The organism is Faecalibacterium sp. IP-3-29 (genome assembly GCF_023347335.1).
Taxonomy (GTDB): Bacteria; Bacillota; Clostridia; order Oscillospirales; family Ruminococcaceae; genus Faecalibacterium; species Faecalibacterium duncaniae.
The window spans coordinates 2,240,838-2,259,582 of record NZ_CP094471.1 but is presented as its reverse complement, the minus strand read 5'-3'; the positions used below and the strand labels follow the sequence as shown (position 1 = coordinate 2,259,582).

At 58.3% G+C, this 18,745-nt stretch carries 19 protein-coding genes; 12 read left to right on the top strand and 7 right to left on the bottom strand.

Annotation, left to right across the window (positions count from 1 at the left end):
- Positions 1–32: 32 nt before the first annotated feature.
- The 6 genes from MTP40_RS10795 to MTP40_RS10770 all read right to left on the bottom strand — a co-directional run bounded on the left by MTP40_RS10795 (position 33) and on the right by MTP40_RS10770 (position 5,669).
- On the bottom strand, positions 33–524 hold the full coding sequence (locus MTP40_RS10795; protein WP_207683946.1) for a cytochrome C: 492 nt from the start codon (positions 522–524) through the stop codon (positions 33–35).
- Between the two features lie 245 nt (positions 525–769).
- A complete protein-coding gene (locus MTP40_RS10790; RefSeq protein WP_156060602.1) occupies positions 770–1,570 on the bottom strand; it encodes a gluconate 5-dehydrogenase in 801 nt (266 codons plus the stop codon).
- A gap of 62 nt (positions 1,571–1,632) precedes the next feature.
- Positions 1,633–2,481 carry a 5-dehydro-4-deoxy-D-glucuronate isomerase gene (gene kduI / locus MTP40_RS10785; protein WP_005931438.1) on the bottom strand — a complete coding sequence of 283 codons (849 nt, stop codon included), beginning with the start codon at positions 2,479–2,481 and terminating at the stop codon, positions 1,633–1,635.
- 26 nt (positions 2,482–2,507) lie between these two features.
- The gene (locus MTP40_RS10780; RefSeq protein WP_005931436.1) at positions 2,508–3,533 is read right to left on the bottom strand and encodes a sugar kinase; all 1,026 of its coding nucleotides are present in this window, start codon (positions 3,531–3,533) and stop codon (positions 2,508–2,510) included.
- A 93-nt stretch (positions 3,534–3,626) separates the two neighbouring features.
- Positions 3,627–4,589: a bifunctional 4-hydroxy-2-oxoglutarate aldolase/2-dehydro-3-deoxy-phosphogluconate aldolase gene (gene eda, locus MTP40_RS10775; protein WP_097770432.1), complete on the bottom strand. Its 963-nt coding sequence runs from the start codon at positions 4,587–4,589 to the stop codon at positions 3,627–3,629.
- Between the two features lie 174 nt (positions 4,590–4,763).
- On the bottom strand, positions 4,764–5,669 hold the full coding sequence (locus MTP40_RS10770) for a Cof-type HAD-IIB family hydrolase (protein ID WP_156069092.1): 906 nt from the start codon (positions 5,667–5,669) through the stop codon (positions 4,764–4,766).
- Between the two features lie 192 nt (positions 5,670–5,861).
- On the opposite strand from MTP40_RS10770, the gene MTP40_RS10765 reads away from it, so the two are divergent.
- From MTP40_RS10765 to MTP40_RS10725, 9 genes are all read left to right on the top strand, one after another.
- Entirely contained in the window at positions 5,862–6,506 is a 645-nt protein-coding gene (locus MTP40_RS10765) for a phosphatase PAP2 family protein (protein WP_227611480.1), read from the top strand.
- Between the two features lie 135 nt (positions 6,507–6,641).
- Entirely contained in the window at positions 6,642–7,328 is a 687-nt protein-coding gene (locus MTP40_RS10760) for a GntR family transcriptional regulator (protein ID WP_097770429.1), read from the top strand.
- A gap of 226 nt (positions 7,329–7,554) precedes the next feature.
- Positions 7,555–8,655: a mannonate dehydratase gene (uxuA, locus tag MTP40_RS10755; RefSeq protein WP_156058461.1), complete on the top strand. Its 1,101-nt coding sequence runs from the start codon at positions 7,555–7,557 to the stop codon at positions 8,653–8,655.
- A gap of 8 nt (positions 8,656–8,663) precedes the next feature.
- Positions 8,664–10,250, top strand: coding sequence for a mannitol dehydrogenase family protein (locus MTP40_RS10750; RefSeq protein WP_117533413.1), 1,587 nt, complete (start codon positions 8,664–8,666; stop codon positions 10,248–10,250).
- 161 nt (positions 10,251–10,411) lie between these two features.
- Positions 10,412–11,341 carry an ROK family protein gene (locus MTP40_RS10745; protein ID WP_249259365.1) on the top strand — a complete coding sequence of 310 codons (930 nt, stop codon included), beginning with the start codon at positions 10,412–10,414 and terminating at the stop codon, positions 11,339–11,341.
- Between the two features lie 53 nt (positions 11,342–11,394).
- Positions 11,395–11,655: a DUF4160 domain-containing protein gene (locus MTP40_RS10740; RefSeq protein ID WP_097773522.1), complete on the top strand. Its 261-nt coding sequence runs from the start codon at positions 11,395–11,397 to the stop codon at positions 11,653–11,655.
- 14 nt (positions 11,656–11,669) lie between these two features.
- Entirely contained in the window at positions 11,670–11,966 is a 297-nt protein-coding gene (locus MTP40_RS10735; protein ID WP_249259364.1) for a DUF2442 domain-containing protein, read from the top strand.
- Positions 11,967–12,096: 130 nt separating this feature from the next.
- Entirely contained in the window at positions 12,097–12,573 is a 477-nt protein-coding gene (locus tag MTP40_RS10730; protein ID WP_249259363.1) for a DUF4430 domain-containing protein, read from the top strand.
- Complete coding sequence (locus MTP40_RS10725) at positions 12,557–13,084, top strand: hypothetical protein (RefSeq protein ID WP_243137945.1); 528 nt, start codon at positions 12,557–12,559, stop codon at positions 13,082–13,084. Before MTP40_RS10730 ends, MTP40_RS10725 begins: the two co-directional genes overlap by 17 nt.
- 255 nt (positions 13,085–13,339) lie before the next feature.
- Here MTP40_RS10725 and eno read toward each other — a convergent pair whose 3' ends face one another.
- Positions 13,340–14,638 carry a phosphopyruvate hydratase gene (eno, locus tag MTP40_RS10720; protein ID WP_223384124.1) on the bottom strand — a complete coding sequence of 433 codons (1,299 nt, stop codon included), beginning with the start codon at positions 14,636–14,638 and terminating at the stop codon, positions 13,340–13,342.
- A gap of 277 nt (positions 14,639–14,915) precedes the next feature.
- Here eno and MTP40_RS10715 point away from each other — a divergent pair, with 277 nt between their 5' ends.
- The 3 genes from MTP40_RS10715 to MTP40_RS10705 all read left to right on the top strand — a co-directional run bounded on the left by MTP40_RS10715 (position 14,916) and on the right by MTP40_RS10705 (position 18,735).
- Positions 14,916–16,259 (top strand): MATE family efflux transporter, encoded by a 1,344-nt coding sequence (locus MTP40_RS10715; RefSeq protein WP_207683942.1) that lies wholly within the window; start codon positions 14,916–14,918, stop codon positions 16,257–16,259.
- A 266-nt stretch (positions 16,260–16,525) separates the two neighbouring features.
- Positions 16,526–17,728 carry an ABC transporter substrate-binding protein gene (locus MTP40_RS10710; protein ID WP_156065601.1) on the top strand — a complete coding sequence of 401 codons (1,203 nt, stop codon included), beginning with the start codon at positions 16,526–16,528 and terminating at the stop codon, positions 17,726–17,728.
- A 128-nt stretch (positions 17,729–17,856) separates the two neighbouring features.
- A complete protein-coding gene (locus MTP40_RS10705; RefSeq protein WP_005931363.1) occupies positions 17,857–18,735 on the top strand; it encodes a branched-chain amino acid ABC transporter permease in 879 nt (292 codons plus the stop codon).
- Positions 18,736–18,745: the final 10 nt, after the last annotated feature.

Below are 18,745 nucleotides of genomic sequence, written 5' to 3'. Positions count from 1 at the left end.
TTTTTATGTTACAGGCTCAGGCCTGCGTTTTTTTACTGCTCCGGAGCGGTGAAGCTGATGGGGGTAGCACCTGCAGCAGCATCAACGCTCAGCAGGGAGATGGGAGCAACCTCGTAGCTCAGGGTGTCGAAGCTCTGGGTGTCGCCGCCCTCGGTGGTGAACTCCAGGACATACTCAGCGCTCTTGTCAGCGTCCTCGGGCAGAGTCAGCACAACGCTGTCGCCGTCAGCCAGGCCGTCAGCAGCCAGGTTCTCGCCCTTGTCCTCAGAGCCGGCAACGTACAGGTACAGCTCGGTGACGTTCTCGCCGGTGGTGTTGTAGACAGTGTACTCGGCGGGCTCGACCTCGGCCTCGCTGGAAGCTGCCTCAGAGCTTGCTGCCTCAGAGCTTGCAGCCTCAGAGGAAGCGGCAGCGGAAGAAGCAACGGAAGAAGCGGTGGTGGAAGAAGCAGAACCGCCGCAAGCGGTCATACCAACAGCCAGTGCCAGAGCAGCGGCAACAACAGCAACATTCTTGAGTTTCATTGTGTAATCTCTCCTTGTTCGTGACGAAAATCTTTTCTCGTGGGCAGCTCTCGTGAAAGGCTACCCACAAGCAACTATTATACAAGGATGTGTCGAAGAATACAATAACAAATCCTTTACAAAAGTGTGAAAAGTATGACAAAGACCCTCTCCGTCCTGCTGATGCCCGCCAGCACCTCCAAAAGGGAGGGGCGGCATTGCGCAGCAATGACGAAGAGGGTCTTTTCTATTTCGAGGTGCTTTACTTACTTGGGCTGCTTGCCGATGTAAGCCAGGATGCCGCCATCAGCGTACAGGATCTGGCCATTGACAAAGTCGGAAGCATGGGAGGCCAGGAACACGCAGGGGCCGACCATGTCCTCGGGGGTGCCCCAGCGGCCTGCGGGGGTCTTGGCGCAGATGAAGGTATCGAAGGGATGGCGGCTGCCATCGGGCTGGATCTCGCGCAGGGGAGCGGTCTGAGCGGTGGCAATGTAGCCGGGGCCCATGCCGTTGCACTGGATGTTGTACTCGCCGTACTCGGAGGCAATGTTGCGGGTCAGCATCTTCAGTGCGCCCTTGGCGGCAGCGTAGGCGGAGACAGTCTCGCGGCCCAGCTCACTCATCATGGAGCAGATATTGATGATCTTGCCCTCGCGCTTGGCGATCATATCAGGCAGAACCGCCTTGGAGCAGTTGAAAGCACCGCCAACGTGCACGTCGATGACGCGCAGGAAATCGGTGTGGCTCATCTCGATCATGGGCACACGCTTCATCAGACCGGCGTTGTTCACCAGAATGTCCACGGGGCCCACCTCAGCCTTGATCTGGGCGATCATGGCGTTCACGGCAGCCTCATCGGTAACATCGGCCACATAGCCGTGTGCGTCGATGCCGACAGCCTTGTAGGCGGCCAGGCCCTTTTCCAGGCTACCCTCGTTGGAGCAGTTGAAGCAGACGGTAGCGCCGCACTTTGCCATGCCCTCGGCAATGGAGAAGCCGATGCCGTGTGCGCCGCCGGTGACCAGGGCAACCTTGCCCTTCAGGTCAAATGCAGTAAGATCCATAAGTAGAACTCCTTTACTGAAAAACCCCGCGCCGGATCGCCGGTGCGGGGTCTTATTTGTGTTTAGCGCAGGTCGGTGGTAGCGATGTTATCCATGTCGTCAAACTCCATGTTTTCGCCGCCCATAGCCCAGATGAACGTATAGTTCGAGGTGCCGACACCGCTGTGGATGCTCCAGGAAGGGCTGATGACAGCATCCTCGTTGTGCATCACGATATGGCGGGTCTGGGTAGGCTCACCGCACATGTGGAACACCACCTGCCCCTCGGGCAATTCAAAGTAGGTGTAGATCTCCATCCGCCGCTCATGGGTGTGGCTGGGCATCGTGTTCCAGTTGGAACCGGGGTCCAGCTCGGTCATGCCCATGCTCAGCTGGCAGGTCTTCAGCACGTCCGGGTGGATGAACTGATTGATGGTGCGTTTGTTGCAGGTTTCCACGCTGCCCAGAGGACGATGGTTTGCATCGGCCATCTTGATCAGGCGGGTCTCGTAAGCGCAGTGTGCCGGAGCAGACACCATATAGAACTTGGCAGGATGCTCGGGATCAGCGGAAGCAAAGGTCACTTCCTTGGTGCCCTGGGTGATGTACAGGCAGTCCTTGTAGCCCAGCTCATACTTCACGCCGTCAGCCACCACGATACCGGTGGAATCCTTGCCGATGTTGAACATACCAATCTCGCGGCGCTCCAGGAAATAGTGGGTGCCGAAGTTTGCCCAGATATCGATGCCCTTGTCGATGGACACGGTCTCGTGCACCGGCATACAGCCCAGCGTGACCATGCGGTCCACATGGCTGTAAACGGCAACAACTTCATCCGCCTTGTACAGGCCGGTGATGAGCATCTCGTCCCGCATTTCCTCGGTGGTGTAGCGCTTGAAATCTTTCTGGTTGCAGGAATAACGGATATCCATTGCGGACGACCTCCTGTAACGCTTGTTTAGCGCTGGATGCGGCCGGAACCGTCGCCGCCAGCCAGCTTCTCGACCTCGGACACGGTCATCATGTTGTAGTCGCCCTCGATGGAGTGCTTCAGAGCAGAAGCAGCAACAGCGAACTCAACAGCTTCCTGAGTGCTCTTGCCGGTCAGCAGGCTGTAGATCAGGCCGCCGCCGAAGGAGTCACCGCCGCCAACGCGGTCGATGATGTGCAGGTCGTACTTCTTGGAGAAGCAGTACTCGTTGGAAGCAACGTCGTACAGCATAGCGCTCCAGCCGTTGTCGAATGCGCTGTGGCTCTCACGCAGGGTGATAGCGACCTTCTCAAAGTGGAACTTGTCAGCCAGCTGCTTGGCAACGCTCTTGTAGCCCTCAGCATTCAGCTTGCCGCCGTAGATATCGGTAGCCTCGGCCTCGATGCCGAACACGTCCTTTGCGTCCTCCTCGTTGGAGATGCAGACATCAACGTACTGGCACAGATCGGTCATGGCAGCACGAGCCTGCTCACGGGTCCACAGCTTGCCGCGGTAGTTCAGGTCGCAGCTGATCTTCACGCCGTGAGCCTTAGCAGCCTTGCAGGCCTCGCGGCAGATCTCGACAACGTTCTCGCCCAGAGCCGGGGTGATGCCGGTGAAGTGGAACCAATCCACGCCCTCGAAGATCTTCTCCCAATCGAAATCGGAAGGCTGTGCCAGCTGGATTGCGCTGTTGGCACGGTCGTAGATGCAGACAGAACCACGCTGAGAAGCGCCCTTCTCATTGTAGTAGATACCAACGCGGTCACCGCCACGGGTGATCATGCTGGTGTCAACGCCGTAGCGGCGCAGGCTGTTGACAGCGGCCTGACCGATGGCGTGTGCGGGCAGCTTAGTGACGAAAGCTGCGTCCAGGCCGTAGTTGGCCAGAGAAACAGCAACGTTGGCCTCGCCGCCGCCGAAGGTGAACTCCAGGCTGTTAGCCTGGACAAAGCGCTCATAGTTGAACGGCTGCAGACGGACCATCAGTTCGCCAAAAGTAACGACTTTCATTGTGGTGTACTCCTTTATAATCAGATGTGTTTTATATCACCCGCCGCAGGGTGGACCGGTGCGGCGGGAAACGCCGTGGAAATGCTCAGGAACTCAGGCCTGGACCAGGTGCATTGCAAAGCCGGCGATCTCGTCAGCAAAGTAGCAGGCAATGGTCTTGCCGTTCTTGACATTCTTGCTGTCCAGATCGAACTTCACGCCGCGCTGAGACAGGTGATAGATGGCACGGTCAACGTTGTTGCAGGCGATGGCAATGTGGCCATTGGTGCCGCGGCCGGGCTTCTTCATGATCTCGAATTCCTTGTTGCCCACAAAGATGCTGGAGTTGCCGGGAGCGACCTTCATGTTCAGCAGACCGCCCAGCAGGGTGGCGACCTTCATGGCCTCTTCCTCGTTGCCGGTGTTGATGCCGACATGATGCAGGCGCAAGCCCAGCATGGTGTCAACAGCTTCCTTGCTCTGAGCAGTGATCTTTGCCCAGTCGCCAGCCTTGATGACATCGCTCTTGCACATCCAGGTGCCGCCGACAGCGAAGATCTGGTCGTAGCCCAGGTAATCGTTGACGTTCTTTGCGTTGACACCGCCGGTGCACATCCAGCGTGCGCCCTTCAGGGCAGCGCCGATGTTCTTCAGCATGCCGACACCGCCGTTTGCCTCAGCGGGGAAGAACTTCAGGGCCTCGCAGCCCATGTTCATAGCCTGCTGCATCTCGCCGGCAGAAGCGGTACCAGGCATCATAATGCCGCCCTTGTCGATCACGTGCTTGCAGACCTCGGGGTCAAAGCCGGGAGCAACGATGAAGGAAGCACCAGCTGCCATTGCACGGTCAGCCTGCTCGCAGGTCAGGACAGTGCCTGCACCCAGCAGCATCTCGGGCATCTCTTCGTGGATCTTGCGGATGCACTCCTCAGCACATGCGGTGCGGAAGGTGACCTCGGCTGCGGGCAGACCGCCCTCGGCCAGAGCCTTGCACAGGGGCAGGGCCTCGTCCACGCTGTTGAAGGCGATAACAGGGATAATGCCGATCTGATAGACCTTTTCAACGATGGGATTCATAACGCATTTCTCCTTTTTATTTGACACTCAGGGCGGGGCAGGGCCGGATGGGCACACTCTCCCCACCATACGTTCACAGTATTAGTATAAACGACCCGGCCGCTTTTGGTAATGCTCAACAAGCACAATGTTTTGCATAAGAGCTTGTATACATTGCACAAAAATGCCCAACGGTCACAGCCCGAGCCGCTCAAACAGCTCTGCAACGCCGTCATGGTCGTTGTCGCGGGTGCTGACGATATCCCCCAGTGCCCGGATCTCGGGCAGGGCGTTGGCCATTACAGCGGCCACACCGGCCCGGGCCAGCATGGCGCGGTCGTTGTCGCTGTCGCCGATGGCAAGGGTGGCCTCCCGGGGGATGCCGAGCCGGTCGGCCAGAGCCAGCAGGGCGGTACCCTTGTCCACCCCTGCGGCGGTGACCTCTACATTGTCCGGGGCACCCTGTACGGCCTCGATGCCGGGAAACGCCCGGAAACGGACGAGAGCGGCCTGTGCAATTTCGATGCTGTCGAAGAACATACAGAATTTTTCCACTTCGTGGGCGTGGCGGCTCATCCATTCGTCCAGATCCCGCACAACATGGGTACGGCCATCGTCCGGCTGTCTGGCCTCGGTGGAATGGCGCTGGATATGACGGTTCTGAAACAGGGCCATACCGGTACCGTCCAAATAAGAGCGCCCGTCCGAAAAAATGCTCAGTGGGCCATGATATTCCCGGTAGAGGGCAAACACTTCCCGGGCGGTTTCCGGGGGCAAACAATGACGCTCCAGCAGAACCGGTTCATGGGTCGGACGCCGGGCCGCATCGGAGTAACGGCTGTATACGGCACCCAGCGGGTCTGTGCCCATATCCCAGACAGCGGCACCGTTGGCGGTGATGGCGTACCGGATGCCGGGCAGCTGCGCCACCAACGGCGGCAGGCTGGCAAGGGGCCGCCCGGTGCAGGGCAGCACGATGACCCTGCGCCCGACGGCATCGGCAATGGCCTGCCGGGTGCGGGGGGAGATCTGGCTCTGGGAATTGAGCAGGGTGCCGTCCAGATCAAGGGCGACAAGACGGATCGGGGTAGAAGGTGACATAGTTTCTCCTTTGATTTAAGAACCTCTCCGGCAGCAGCGTAAACATGGCTTCTCTGGCAGGGGAGCTGCCGCAACAGGTGACAGGGGAGAGGCTGATACCCTTATTTTATCCCATAAATAATATTTGCGCAAGCGCTGGTTCTGTGTTAAAATAATCGCTATGCGGCGAGTGATTTTATAGGAGAAAAGAATATGAAGGCAAAGACTCTGCGCACGCGGCTCAAGCCCCACCTGTGGTATCAGGCTTACTGGGTGGTCTACCTCATCTGGTTCTTTTGGCTGGATCTGACCGTCACCGACCCCAAATACATCATCCACTCCCCGGTGGATGACCTCATCCCCTTCAACGAGTGGTTCATTTTTCCGTATTGCAGTTGGTTCGTGCTGCTGGCGGCGGTCACGGCCCTGCTGTGGTGGTTCGATACCGCCAGCTATGACAAGCTCTGCCTGATGATGTTCTCGGGCATGACGCTCTGCCTCATTATTTATATGGTACTGCCCAACGGCCTTGACATCCGCCCCACGGCGGAAGCCATCGGCCGGGAGAATTTTGCCATGACCCTGATGCAGCTCATTTGGAAAGCAGATGCCTCGGTCAATGTCTGCCCCTCTATCCACTGCCAGAGCACGGCCTGCATGGCCATTGCCTTTTCGGGCAGCACGCTGACAAAGCAGCGCCCCTGGCTCAAAGCAGCGGCCTGGGTGTGGGCAGCGCTCATCTGCGCCTCCACCGTGTTCACCAAGCAGCATTCCATCATTGATGTGGTCTGCGGCCTGGCGCTGGCGGCTGTGTGGGGCGTGATCCTTTATGGCCCGTGGAAAAAGCGGCAGGATTGACAAGAAAAAGTTTCTAATTTTGGCAGTTTCCCAATTGACGCGGACAAAGTGTGTGGAGTACAATAAAATCAAGACTGATATATTAGTAAAACACAAGGATAAGGCGTGCAGAAGCACAAAAGGAGCGAAGACAGTATGGCAGTTCGGAGCGCCCGCGAGGCAGCCTACGAAACCATCCGCAGCAGGATCATCACCATGGAGCTCAAGCCCGGGGATGAACTGAACGACCACGAGCTGGCCCAGGAACTGGGCATCAGCCGCACCCCCATGCGGGAAGCGTTGATCATGCTCAACATTGCCCACATGGTGACCATCAAGCCCCAGAGCGGCACCTATGTGGCTCCCATTGATCTGGAGCTGATGGAGATGGAGCAGTTTGCGCGCTTCACGCTGGAAAAAGAGCTTCTGAACCGGATCCGGGGCCGCCTGACCGGCGAGCAGGAGAGAGCCTACCGGCTGCTGATCGAGCAGTACCGTGTGCTGGAAAGCCACCCGGAGGCCGAGAACCGCGAGACCCGGATGCTGGATCTGGACAACGCCTTCCACCGCCGCGCCTTTGAGCTCTGCGGCATGGAGGGACACTTTGACCACATGCTTTCCACCTTTCAGCACATCGAGCGGCTGCGCAAGTTCAGCCTGCAGACGGATGAGAACAAATCGGTCTGTGGGGCCCACACCCGCATCCTGGAGGCTGTGCTCCACGGCACGGAGGAGGATGTGAGCCGGGCGCTGAGCGAGCATCTGCACCGGTATAAGCTCAGTGTGGATCAGGCCCGTGCCGCCCACCCGGATTATTTTATCGGCAACGGCGACACCTGGTAAAAATTCCTTTCGTCAAACTGCCAAAGGCGTGTATTTTGCGGCCGGATGGGGGCAAAATCCCATGTGTGGCCGTTTCTTTGTGTAAAGTATACAAGAAAAAACATCAAAACTTGTCAAAACGTCAATTGCCAATTTGAAACTGATATATTAGAATATAAGCAAGAATGTGCCACGGCACCCGCCGCGGCATTTAAGAAGCAAAGCAACAAACAAGGAGGAACCCACTATGCCTATGAAAATGGGTTGGCGTTGGTACGGTGAGGGCAACGATCCCATCACCCTCAACGACATCAAGCAGATTCCCGGCGTGACCAGCATCGTCTGGGCACTGCACAACAAGATGCCTGGTGAGATCTGGGAGATCGACGAGATCCAGAAGGTCGCCGATCAGATCCACGCCTACGGCTTCGACATGGACGTGGTCGAGTCTGTCAATGTCCACGATGACATCAAGATCGGCCTGCCCACCCGCGACAAGTACATCGAGAACTACAAGCAGTGCATCCGCAACCTGTCCAAGTTCGGTGTCAAGGTCATCTGCTACAACTTCATGCCCATCTTTGACTGGACCCGTACCGACCTGTTCCACCCCGTCGGCGACGGCTCCACTGCTCTGTTCTACCAGAAGGACATGATCCAGGACGATTACAAGGCCATGGCCGACTACATCCTGGGCTTCACCGAGAAGTACAACATGACCTTCCCCGGCTGGGAGCCCGAGCGTATGGCAAAGCTGGACGAGCTGTTCAAGGCCTATGCCCCTGTTACCAAGGAAAAGCTGTGGGAGAACCTGAAGTACTTCCTGGAAGCTCTGATGCCCACCTGCCGCGAGTGCGACATCAAGATGGCCATCCACATGGACGATCCCCCTTGGGATATCTTCGGCCTGCCCCGCCTGCTGGTGGATGCTGAGAGCATCGACCGCTTCCTGAGCATGGTGGACGACGAGTACAACTGCCTGACCCTGTGCTCCGGCAGCCTGAACGCAAACCCCAACAACAATGTTGCCGAGATCGTCCGCAAGCACTGCGACCGCATTGCGTTTGCTCACATCCGCAACATCCACCACTTCCCCAACGGCGACTTCTCCGAGGCTGCTCACCGCGACTGCTGCGGCGAGACCGGCATCATCGAGATCCTGCGCGCCTACCATGACGGCGGCTACGAGGGCTATATCCGCCCCGACCACGGCCGTCAGCTGTGGGAGGAAGGCCCCGGCAACTGCCGCCCCGGTTACGGCAAGTATGACCGTGCTCTGGGTATCCAGTACATGCTGGGTGTCTGGGACCTGCTGGACCGTCTGGACGAAGAGAAAAAGAAAGGCTGAGTACTATTATGAAGCTGTCTGATATCAAGAACGGCAATCTGTCCGCCGAGTGGGCAGAAAAGGGCTACGAGCTGCCCAAGTTTGACGTGGAGGCTGTCAAGGCCAAGACCCACGCAGAGCCCACCTGGGTGCACTTCGGCGCAGGCAATATCTTCCGTGCCTTCCCCGCTGCCATCCTGAACGAGGCCCTGAACAGCGGCAAGTATGACCGCGGTGTCATCGTTGCTGAGAGCTTTGACTACGAGATCATCGACAAGGCTTACCAGCCCTACGATAACCTGAGCCTGCTGGTCTGCCTGAAGTCCACCGGCGACATCGAGAAGAAGGTCATTGCTTCCGTGACTGAGAGCCTGAAGGCTGATTACTCCTTTGGCGAGGATTGGGCTCGTCTGGTCGAGATCTTCCAGAACCCCAGCCTGCAGATGATCTCCTTCACCATCACCGAGAAGGGCTACGGCGTTGCTCCTGCTGACCTGGAGCGCGGCCTGACCCCCGTTCTGGCCATGGGCAAGGTCACCGCTCTGCTGTACGAGCGCTTCAAGGCCGGCAAGCTGCCCCTGACCGTTCAGAGCATGGATAACTGCTCTCACAACGGCGACAAGGTCAAGAGCGCTGTCCACGCCTACGCTTCCAAGTGGGTCGAGCAGGGTCTGGTTCCCGCTGAGTTCCTGGCATACGTTCAGGACGAGACCAAGATCACCTTCCCCTGGAGCATGATCGACAAGATCACTCCCCGTCCCGACGCAAAGGTCCAGGATATGCTGGCCAAGGACGGCTTTGAGGACAACTACACCATCGTGACCGAGAAGCACACCTTTACTGCTCCCTTTGTCAACGCAGAGGAGACCCAGTACCTGTGCATCGAGGATCACTACACCAACGGCCGTCCTCCGCTGGAGCTGGGCGGTGTGCTGTACTGCGACCGCGAGACCGTTGACAAGATCGAGAAGATGAAGGTGTGCACCTGCCTGAACCCCCTGCACACCGCAATGTCCATCTACGGCTGCATGCTGGGTTACACCCTCATCAGCGCCGAGATGGCCGACGAGGATCTGCGTTCCTTCATCCAGAAGATCGGTTATATCGAGGCAATGCCCGTGGTCGTTGATCCCGGTGTCCTGAACCCCTATGAGTTCATCGGTGCTGTCATCAACCGCCGTCTGCCCAACCCCTTCATGCCCGATGCTCCCCAGCGTATCGCTACCGATACCTCTCAGAAGCTGGCCATCCGCTTCGGCGAGACCATCAAGGCATATCAGGCACGCGGTCTGGACAAGTCCAATCTGGTGCTGATCCCCCTGGTGCTGGCAGGTTATGCCCGCTACCTGAAGGGCATTGATGACAACGGCAAGGCCTTTGAGATCTCTCCCGATCCGATGCTGGCTGAGCTGCAGGCCATCGTGGCTCCTCTGGAAGTCAAGGAAGGCGAGCAGGACTTCAGCTGCCTGAAGAACCTGTACAGCCGTGCCGATGTGTTCGGTGTTGACCTGTACGAGGTCGGCCTGGGTGAGCAGATCGAGGGCATGGTCAAGGAGCTGTACGCTGGCAACGGCGCAGTCCGCAAGACCCTGCACAAGTATGTTGTCGCCCGCTGAGCGCTGACACGATCCTGAATTAAGCTATCTTCGTTCCCGCGCTGCGTTTTGCTTTGCCGCAGTGCGGGATTTTTTTGTTTTCCGGCATGGCGGAGCGCATGGCTCTTTACATTTGGAGAGCGATTTGCAATAATAGAAAAAAAGCGCAGGAGGGTCTGTACATGAAAGTAATGGTTTTTGATGTGGGCGGCACCGAGATCAAGTATTCCGTGATGGATGAGCAGCTGAACCGGACCGATACGGGCAGCACGCCTACCCCGGCGGATTCGCAGGAACACTTCCTGAACACCCTGCGGGAGATCTACCTGCCCCACAAGGACGAGGTGGACGGCATTGCCCTGAGCCTGCCCGGCTTCATTGATGCCGAACAGGGCGTGGTCAAGGGCGGCGGGGCACTCTCGCTGGCCTACAATGTGGGTACGCCTGTCGGTCCCCGGCTGGCCGAGGCCTGCGGCTGCCGGGTCTGGATCGAGAATGACGGTAAAGCGGCTGCCATTGCGGAGCTGGAGCGGGGCGCGCTGAAGGGCTGCAGGAACGCAGCAGTGTTCATCATCGGTACCGGTGTGGGCGGCGGCCTGATCATTGATGGGAAACTGGTGCGCGGCCGGGACTGCACGGCAGGCGAATACAGCTTTATGAATACGAACGCCGATGCCTGGAGCGACCCTTCCAAGACCATGGCCGGCCAGTGCAGTACCAGCGGCCTGTTGAGCGGCTACCGCGCCCGCAAGGGTCTGCCTGCCGATGCGCCCATGGATGGACGCATCTTCTTTGAGGCGGTCCACGCCGGGGAGACCGAGGCCAACGAGGCCCTGCACAGCTTCTGCCGGGCCGTTGCCGTGCAGATCTACAACCTGAACGTTCTGCTGGATCTGGAGAAAGTGGCCATCGGCGGCGGCATCAGCAAGCAGCCCATCCTTGTGGAGACCCTGAACGAGGTATATGAAGAGTACATCCTGCGGGGCCATCCCTTCAGTGAAGCGCAGGCCCGCTGCCTGCCCCGCCCGGAGATCGTGCTCTGCCGATTCCTGAGCGAGGCCAACCAGATCGGTGCTTTTGCAAGCTACCAGAAGGCGTTTTTGGAAAATTGATGGACAAAACGCACGAAGCTGTGTTATACTGGGCGTGACAGGAGGGCGGAATAATGCCGGAAATCAGTTTGTTTTGCGGGATTCGGATCACAATGTTTTACAGTGACCATAACCCACCGCATTTCCATGCGGAATATGGTGGATGTAAAGCACTGGTGGATATTCAGCACTCCTGTGTTATCCGTGGTGCATTGCCCAGCCGCCAGTTGAAATTGATTCTGGCATGGTGTGAGCTGCATAAAGATGAGCTGATGCAGAACTGGGAACTTGCCAGGGATGCAAAGCCCTTGAATCATGTGGCACCATTGATTTGAAAGGGGAGTACAGTATGGAATATATTCCAAAAGTATTGCAGGTTGTTGCAGGGGAAAATTTTACCATCTACCTGTATTTCAGTGATGGCTCTGTCCGCCTGTATGATGCAAAGCCCCTGTTGCAACAGGGGGGAGTGTTCGAGCCTATGCGCGACCCGGATTATTTCCGTGACCGGCTGACGGTGCTGAATGACACGGCGGCATGGGATGTGAGCGGTGACATGGACCCTTGCAATTGCATCGACCTTGACCCGATAGAGCTGTATGAGACCTGTCCGGTGGTCGTTGACCCGTTGGAAAAGGCATCCTGAAACAAAACACAAAGGCACAGCGCTGGTGCATCATCGTAACTGCGCTGTGCCTTGATTTTTGGGCGCGCCCATGATATGATAGACCCTGCGCGCAGGGCGCGCGGAAAACAAACAAAGGAGTTCTTTTTCTATGAAAACCATGCATAAATTTCTGGCCGTTGTGATCAGTGCCGCTCTGGCTGCCGGACTGCTGGCAGGCTGCGGTGCAGCTTCCGGCACGGCATCCAGTGCCGCCTCTTCTGAGGCCGTGTCCTCTGTGGCAGCTTCCAGTGAAGCCGCTTCCTCTGAGGCTGCTTCCGGGCAGGCTGAGGATGCCAAGGTCAAGGCAGAATTTACCGTGACCAGTGCGGATGGCGAGAGCCAAACCTTTACGCTGGAAGTGACCGATGGCGAGAAGCTGAGCGATGCTCTGGTGGAAGCCGGTCTTATCAGCGAAGAGGAGGCTGCGGCAGGCTTTGTGACCACCGTCAACGGCGAGACCGCCGACTGGGATAAGGATCAGGCATGGTGGTGCCTGACCGATGCCACCGGCGAGATGACCACCGTGGGCGTGGCAGACATTGCGCTGCACGATGGCGACAGCTATGCCTTTGTCTACACGAAGTAAGGAGCCTGTGCACATCCGGGTGCTGCGGCTGGTGCTCAGCGGCCTGATGGGTGCGCTGCTGGTGGTGAGCAAGCAGGCCATGAGCGGCCTGCCCAACATTGAACCGGTGACGCTGCTTGTCATCCTGTTTGCACTGGAGCTGCCCCGGGAAACGCCGGGGGCCGTTACGGTGTTCATCCTGCTGCAGGGCGTGCTGTACGGCTTTGGGCTGTGGTGGGTCATGTACCTGTATGTCTGGTATCTGCTGGCCCTGTTGGCATGGCTGCTGCGCCGGATGGACAATGCACTTGGCTGGGCGGTGTTCAGCGGCATCTACGGCCTGTGCTTCGGCGGCCTGTGTGCGGCGGTGTATCTGGTGGCAAAAACTCCGGCCTTTGCCCTGAGCTGGTGGCTCAGCGGCCTTTCCTACGATGCCATGCACGGCGTGGGAAATTTTGTCATCATGTTGCTGCTCTACCGCCCCCTGCGCAGGGCGCTGCAGACAGCCAAACGGCAGCTGAGAGTGAATTGAAAAGGAAGGCATCCTCACCCTCTCCGTCATTGCTTGCGCAATGCCACCTCTCCCGAAGGGAGAGGCAAGACATCACAGAGGACAGATGCTGCAATATCTGGGATTGCCCTTGGCTCCCCCTTTGGGGGAGCTGGCGAGCGTCAGCGAGACTGAGAGGGTGAGCCATCAAAACAGAAAGAGGGCCGCTGCACGGAGCAATGTGCAGCGACCCTCTTTTGCGGAAACAGGAAAGAAAGCAGGTTGCAGCTGCGGAGATCAGCGCTTAACGTTGAAGGCGGCCATGCCGGGGTAAACGGCACTTGCACCCAGATCCTCCTCAATGCGGAGCAGCTGGTTGTACTTGGCAACGCGCTCGGTGCGACTGGGGGCACCGGTCTTGATCTGGCAGGTGTTCAGGGCAACGGCCAGATCAGCAATGGTGGTGTCCTCGGTCTCGCCGGAGCGGTGAGAGCTGATGGCGGTGTAGCCGGCCTTGTGGGCCATCTTGATGGCCTCCAGCGTCTCGGAAACAGAACCGATCTGGTTCAGCTTGATCAGGATGGCGTTGCCTGCACCCAGCTGGATGCCCTTGGCCAGACGCTCGGTGTTGGTAACGAACAGGTCATCGCCCACCAGCTGGACCTTGCCGCCCAGTTCCCGGGTCATCTCCTGCCAGCCTTCCCAGTCCTCTTCATCCAAGCCATCTTCAATGGAGATGATGGGATACTTTTCCACCAGGCTCTTCCAGTGTGCGATCAGCTCGCTGGAAGTGTACTCGGTGCCGGCCTTGGGCAGCTTGTAGAAGCCCTTGCCCTTGGGGCTCTTCCACTCGGAGGAAGCGGCATCCATGGCCAGCATGAAGTCCTTGCCGGGCTGATAACCGGCCTTTTCGATGGCGGCCAGAATGGTCTCGATGGTCTCCTCGTCGCTGGACAGGTTGGGGGCAAAGCCGCCCTCGTCGCCCACGGAGGTGGCCAGGCCTCTGGACTTCAGGATGGAAGCCAGAGCGTGGAACACCTCGGCGCACCAGCGCAGGGCCTCCTTGAAGCTGGGCGCACCCACGGGCATGATCATAAACTCCTGCGTGTCCACGGTGTTGGTGGCGTGTGCGCCGCCGTTCAGGATGTTCATCATGGGCACGGGCAGACGGTTGCCATTCACGCCGCCCAGAAAACGGTACAGGGGCATCTCCAGAGAAGCGGCGGCAGCGCGGCAGGCGGCAATGGAGACCGCCAGAATGGCGTTTGCGCCCAGATTGGATTTGTCCTTGGTGCCGTCGGCCCGGAGCATGGCGGCATCAATGGCATAGATGTCGGAGGCATCCATGCCCACCACCGCGTCAGCGATGACGGTGTTGATGTTCTCCACAGCCTTGGTCACGCCTTTGCCCAGATAGCGGCCCTTGTCGCCGTCGCGCAGCTCCAGAGCCTCGAACTCGCCGGTGGAAGCACCGGAGGGGGCACAGCCGCGGGCAACCGTGCCGTCGGCCAGAGTGATCTCGGCCTCAACGGTGGGATTTCCGCGGGAGTCCAGGATCTCGCGGCCGATCACAGATTCAATTTCCAGATAGTTCATCACAGTAACCTCCCGATTTTCGATGAGATATTATATAGATAGTCGAAACTAACTAACTGCCTTTATCCTACCACGTCCTGCACCCTTGCGCAAGAGGGTCTGCGGATGTTTGCCGCTGTAAACATTGATAGGATGCCCGCCGGGGCGGGTGCGTATCCGGCAGAACGCGGGAAAAGGATGGGGGAGTGTGTGGATTTGTGGGTTTACATTCCAAAGAGGGGACGGTAAAATGATAGATGGACAAGAGAGAACCGAAGATTGAGGAGGATTTTTTTACATGAACAAAGACCTGACCGTTGGCTCCCCGTCCAAGGTGCTGTGGCAGTTCTGCCTGCCCATGTTCGGCAGCATCCTGTTCCAGCAGCTCTACAACATTGCCGACAGCCTTGTGGCGGGCAAGCTGATCGGTGAAAACGCCCTGGCCGCTGTGGGCAATAGCTACGAGATCACTCTGATCTTTCTGGCGTTCTCATTCGGCTGCAACATCGGCGGCTCTGTCATCGTTTCCCGGTACTTTGGCGCAAAGGACTACAACACCATGAAAACCGCTGTCACCACGGCGCTCATTGGTACGGTGGTGCTCTGCGGTGCCCTGATGGCGGTGGGCCTGCTGGGCTGCCGGAGCCTGCTGGTACTCATCCGCACCCCGGCGGAGCTGATGGCCGACTCGGCAGAGTATCTGGACATCTACACCCTGGGCCTGCCCTTCCTGTTCCTTTACAATGTGGCAACGGGCATTTTTACGGCGCTGGGCGACAGCCGCACCCCGTTCCTGTTTCTGGCGGTTTCCTCCACGGCAAACATCGCGGTGGACGTGTTGTTTGTGGCTGCCTTTGATATGGGGGTTGCCGGTGTGGCCTGGGCGACCTTTCTGTGCCAGGGGGTGAGCTGCGTGCTCTCCCTGTGGGTGGTGGCCCGGCGGGTGCGTGCTGTCCCGAGTGAGGGGGAGCGGGTCTGGTTCTCCTGGAAGATGCTGGGCCAGATCGCAGTGGTGGCCATCCCCAGCATTTTGCAGCAGAGCTTTGTCTCAGTGGGCAATATCATCATCCAGAGCGTTGTCAACTCCTTCGGTGCCAGCGTGATCGCGGGCTTTGCCGCGGCCACCAAGCTGAACAATGTGCTCATTTCCTCCCTGACCACGCTGGGCAGCGGCATTTCCAACTACGCCTCCCAGAATCTGGGTGCCGGTAAGAACGAGCGTGTCAAGGCGGGCTTCGGGGCCGGTGTCAGACTGCTGGGCAGCATCTGCCTCTGCTTCACGGCCCTGTACCTGCTGGCAGGCCGCCAGCTGCTCATGCTCTTTATGAACAGCCCCACGGGCGAGGCCATCAACACCGGCCTGACCTTCCTGCAGACGATCGCTCCCTTCTACCTGCTGCTGGCCTTCAAGCTGACCTCAGATGGTCTGATGCGCGGCTGCGGCATGATGGGCCGCTTTATGGCAACCACCCTTTCCGACCTGTTCCTGCGCGTGGTGCTGGCCATCCTGTTTTCCCGCTGGCTGGGCGTGAACGGCATCTGGCTGTCCTGGCCTGTGGGCTGGTTTGTGGGCACCGTGCTCTCCATGGTGTTTTATCGTACCTCTATTTACCGGCAGGCAGAAGAAAAAACGACGCTGTAACTTTTTTGACATGGGTGAAAGCTCTTCATGTCACGATGAAACAAAGTGAACAAAATGAAAAAATAACCAAAAATGACACGGTTTTTTTGGCGGCTTTCACATAAAATGCCGGAAAATGCCCGGAAAAGTATGGACGGTTTGTGAATTGCACAACCCGCCCGGCGAGACTATAATGAATACACGCACAAAGCAGGGCCGCTTTGAAGGAAGCGCCCTGCTTTGTGCATCTATCACACGAAAAACTTCCAACAGGAGGATATTGTATTATGAAAAAGATGATCTCTCGCCGCAACTTTCTGACCGCTGCCGGTGTCGTGGCTGCTGCCGGTGTCCTGACCGCCTGCGGCGGCTCCTCCTCCAGCACTGCCGCTTCTTCCACTGCCGCTGCTTCCGGTGACACCATTAAGATCGGTGTGATGGGCCCCCTGACCGGCAACGTTTCCGTTTACGGCCAGGCCGTTGTCAACGGCGCTGCCCTGTACCTGAAGCAGGTCAACGCCGACGGCGGCATCAATGGCAAGCAGATCGAGATCCTGACCGAGGATGAGCAGGGCGATGCTACGCAGGCTGTCAACTGCTTCACCAAGATGGTGGACGAGGGCATCACCGCTCTGGTGGGCGATGTCACCACCACCCCCACTCTGGCAGTTGCTGCCGAGAGCGCAGATTACAACATGCCCATGGTCACTGCTTCCGCTACCGCTGAGGCCGTTACCTACGATGCCGAGACCGACACCGTGAACGAGAATGTCTTCCGTGCCACCTTCACCGACCCGTTCCAGGGCATCAAGATGGCCGATTATGCTTACCAGAAGCTGGGCTACACCAAGGCAGCCGTCATCTTCAAAAAGGGCGCTGACTACAACGAGGGTCTGGCTGAGAACTTCGTCAACGAGTTTGAGAGCCTGGGCGGCACCATCGTCGATCAGGAGAGCTACTCCGATGGCGACGTGGACTTCAAGACCCAGCTGACCAGCATCATGGGCAAGGGCCCCGAGACCGTGTTCTGCCCCAACTACTACGAGGAGGTGGGCCAGATCCTGTCTCAGGCTGAGAGCGTCGGCCTGAATGTTCCCTTCCTGGGCGGCGACGGCTGGGATGGCCTGGAGGGCTATGCCACTGCCGATCAGCTGAAGGACAGCTACTTCTGCGCAAACTACGCAAAGGGCTCCAGCCCCGAGTTTGAGGATGCCTACAAGGCAGAGTACGGCGAGGATTACCCCAACGGCTTTGCTCCTCTGGGCTACGATGCCGCCAAGACCGTGGTTTACGGTGTGCAGGCTGCTGAGGATGCCGGCCTGGAGGCCGGTACCGATGAGTACAAGCAGGCTGTCAACGATGCCATTGCCTCCGGCACCATCGAGGGCATCACCGGCACCTTTACCTTTGATGAGCACCACGATCCCGTCAAAAAGACTGCGATCCTGACCTATGTGGACGGCAAACCCGAACTGAAGGAAATGTTCTGATCCCGCTTCTGCGCCGCGCACCGGTGTGCGGCCTGAATGCCGGAACCAGAGAATGATGTACCCTTGCGGAGGCCGCCGGAACAGGTTGTCTCCGCTTTTTTGGTAGAAAGAAAGGAAGTGTCCATCCAATGACAGTGTTCTTTAGTCAGCTGATCAACGGCTTGTCCCTTGGCAGCATCTATGCACTGATCGCACTGGGTTACAGCATGGTGTACGGCATCATCCTGCTGCTGAACTTTGCCCACGGCGATGTCATCATGGTGGGTGCATACATGTCCTGGTTCGTTATGAACCAGCTGGGCCTTGGCCCGGTGACGGCCGTGTGCGCCACCATTATTACCTGCACCCTGCTGGGTGTGGTGATCGAAAAGGTCGCCTACACCCCGCTGCGCAACGCGCCCCGCATCTCCCTGCTGATCACAGCCATTGGTGTCTCCTTCTTCCTGGAGTACACCGCTGAGCTGGTGATGGGTTCCGGCGCAAAGGTCATCCCTTCCTACTACGGCAACAAGACCTTTATGATCGGCAGTGTGCCCCTGGGCCTGACCTCCGTGATCACACTGGTGGTCACTGTGCTGTCCATGCTGGTGCTGACCTTTCTGGTGCAGAAGACCAAGCTGGGCAAGGCCATGCGCGCTGTCTCTGAGGATATGGACGCTGCCCGCCTGATGGGCATCAATGTCAACAGTACCATCTCCTTTACCTTTGCGGTGGGCTCCGCGCTGGCCGGTATCGGCTCGGTGCTGTACTGCTGCTCCTACCCGCAGGCTACCCCCACCATGGGCTCCATGCTGGGCCTGAAAGCCTTTGTTGCCGCCGTTCTGGGCGGCATCGGCTCCATCCCGGGCGCAATGATCGGCGGCATTGCCATCGGCCTGTGCGAATGCTTCGTCTCCGCCATCGGCCTTTCCGCCTGGAAGGATGCCGTCACGTTTGCCATCCTGATCATCGTGCTGCTGTTCAAGCCCACCGGCTTCCTCGGCCGCAAGGTGCAGGAAAAGGTGTAAGGAGGGCAGG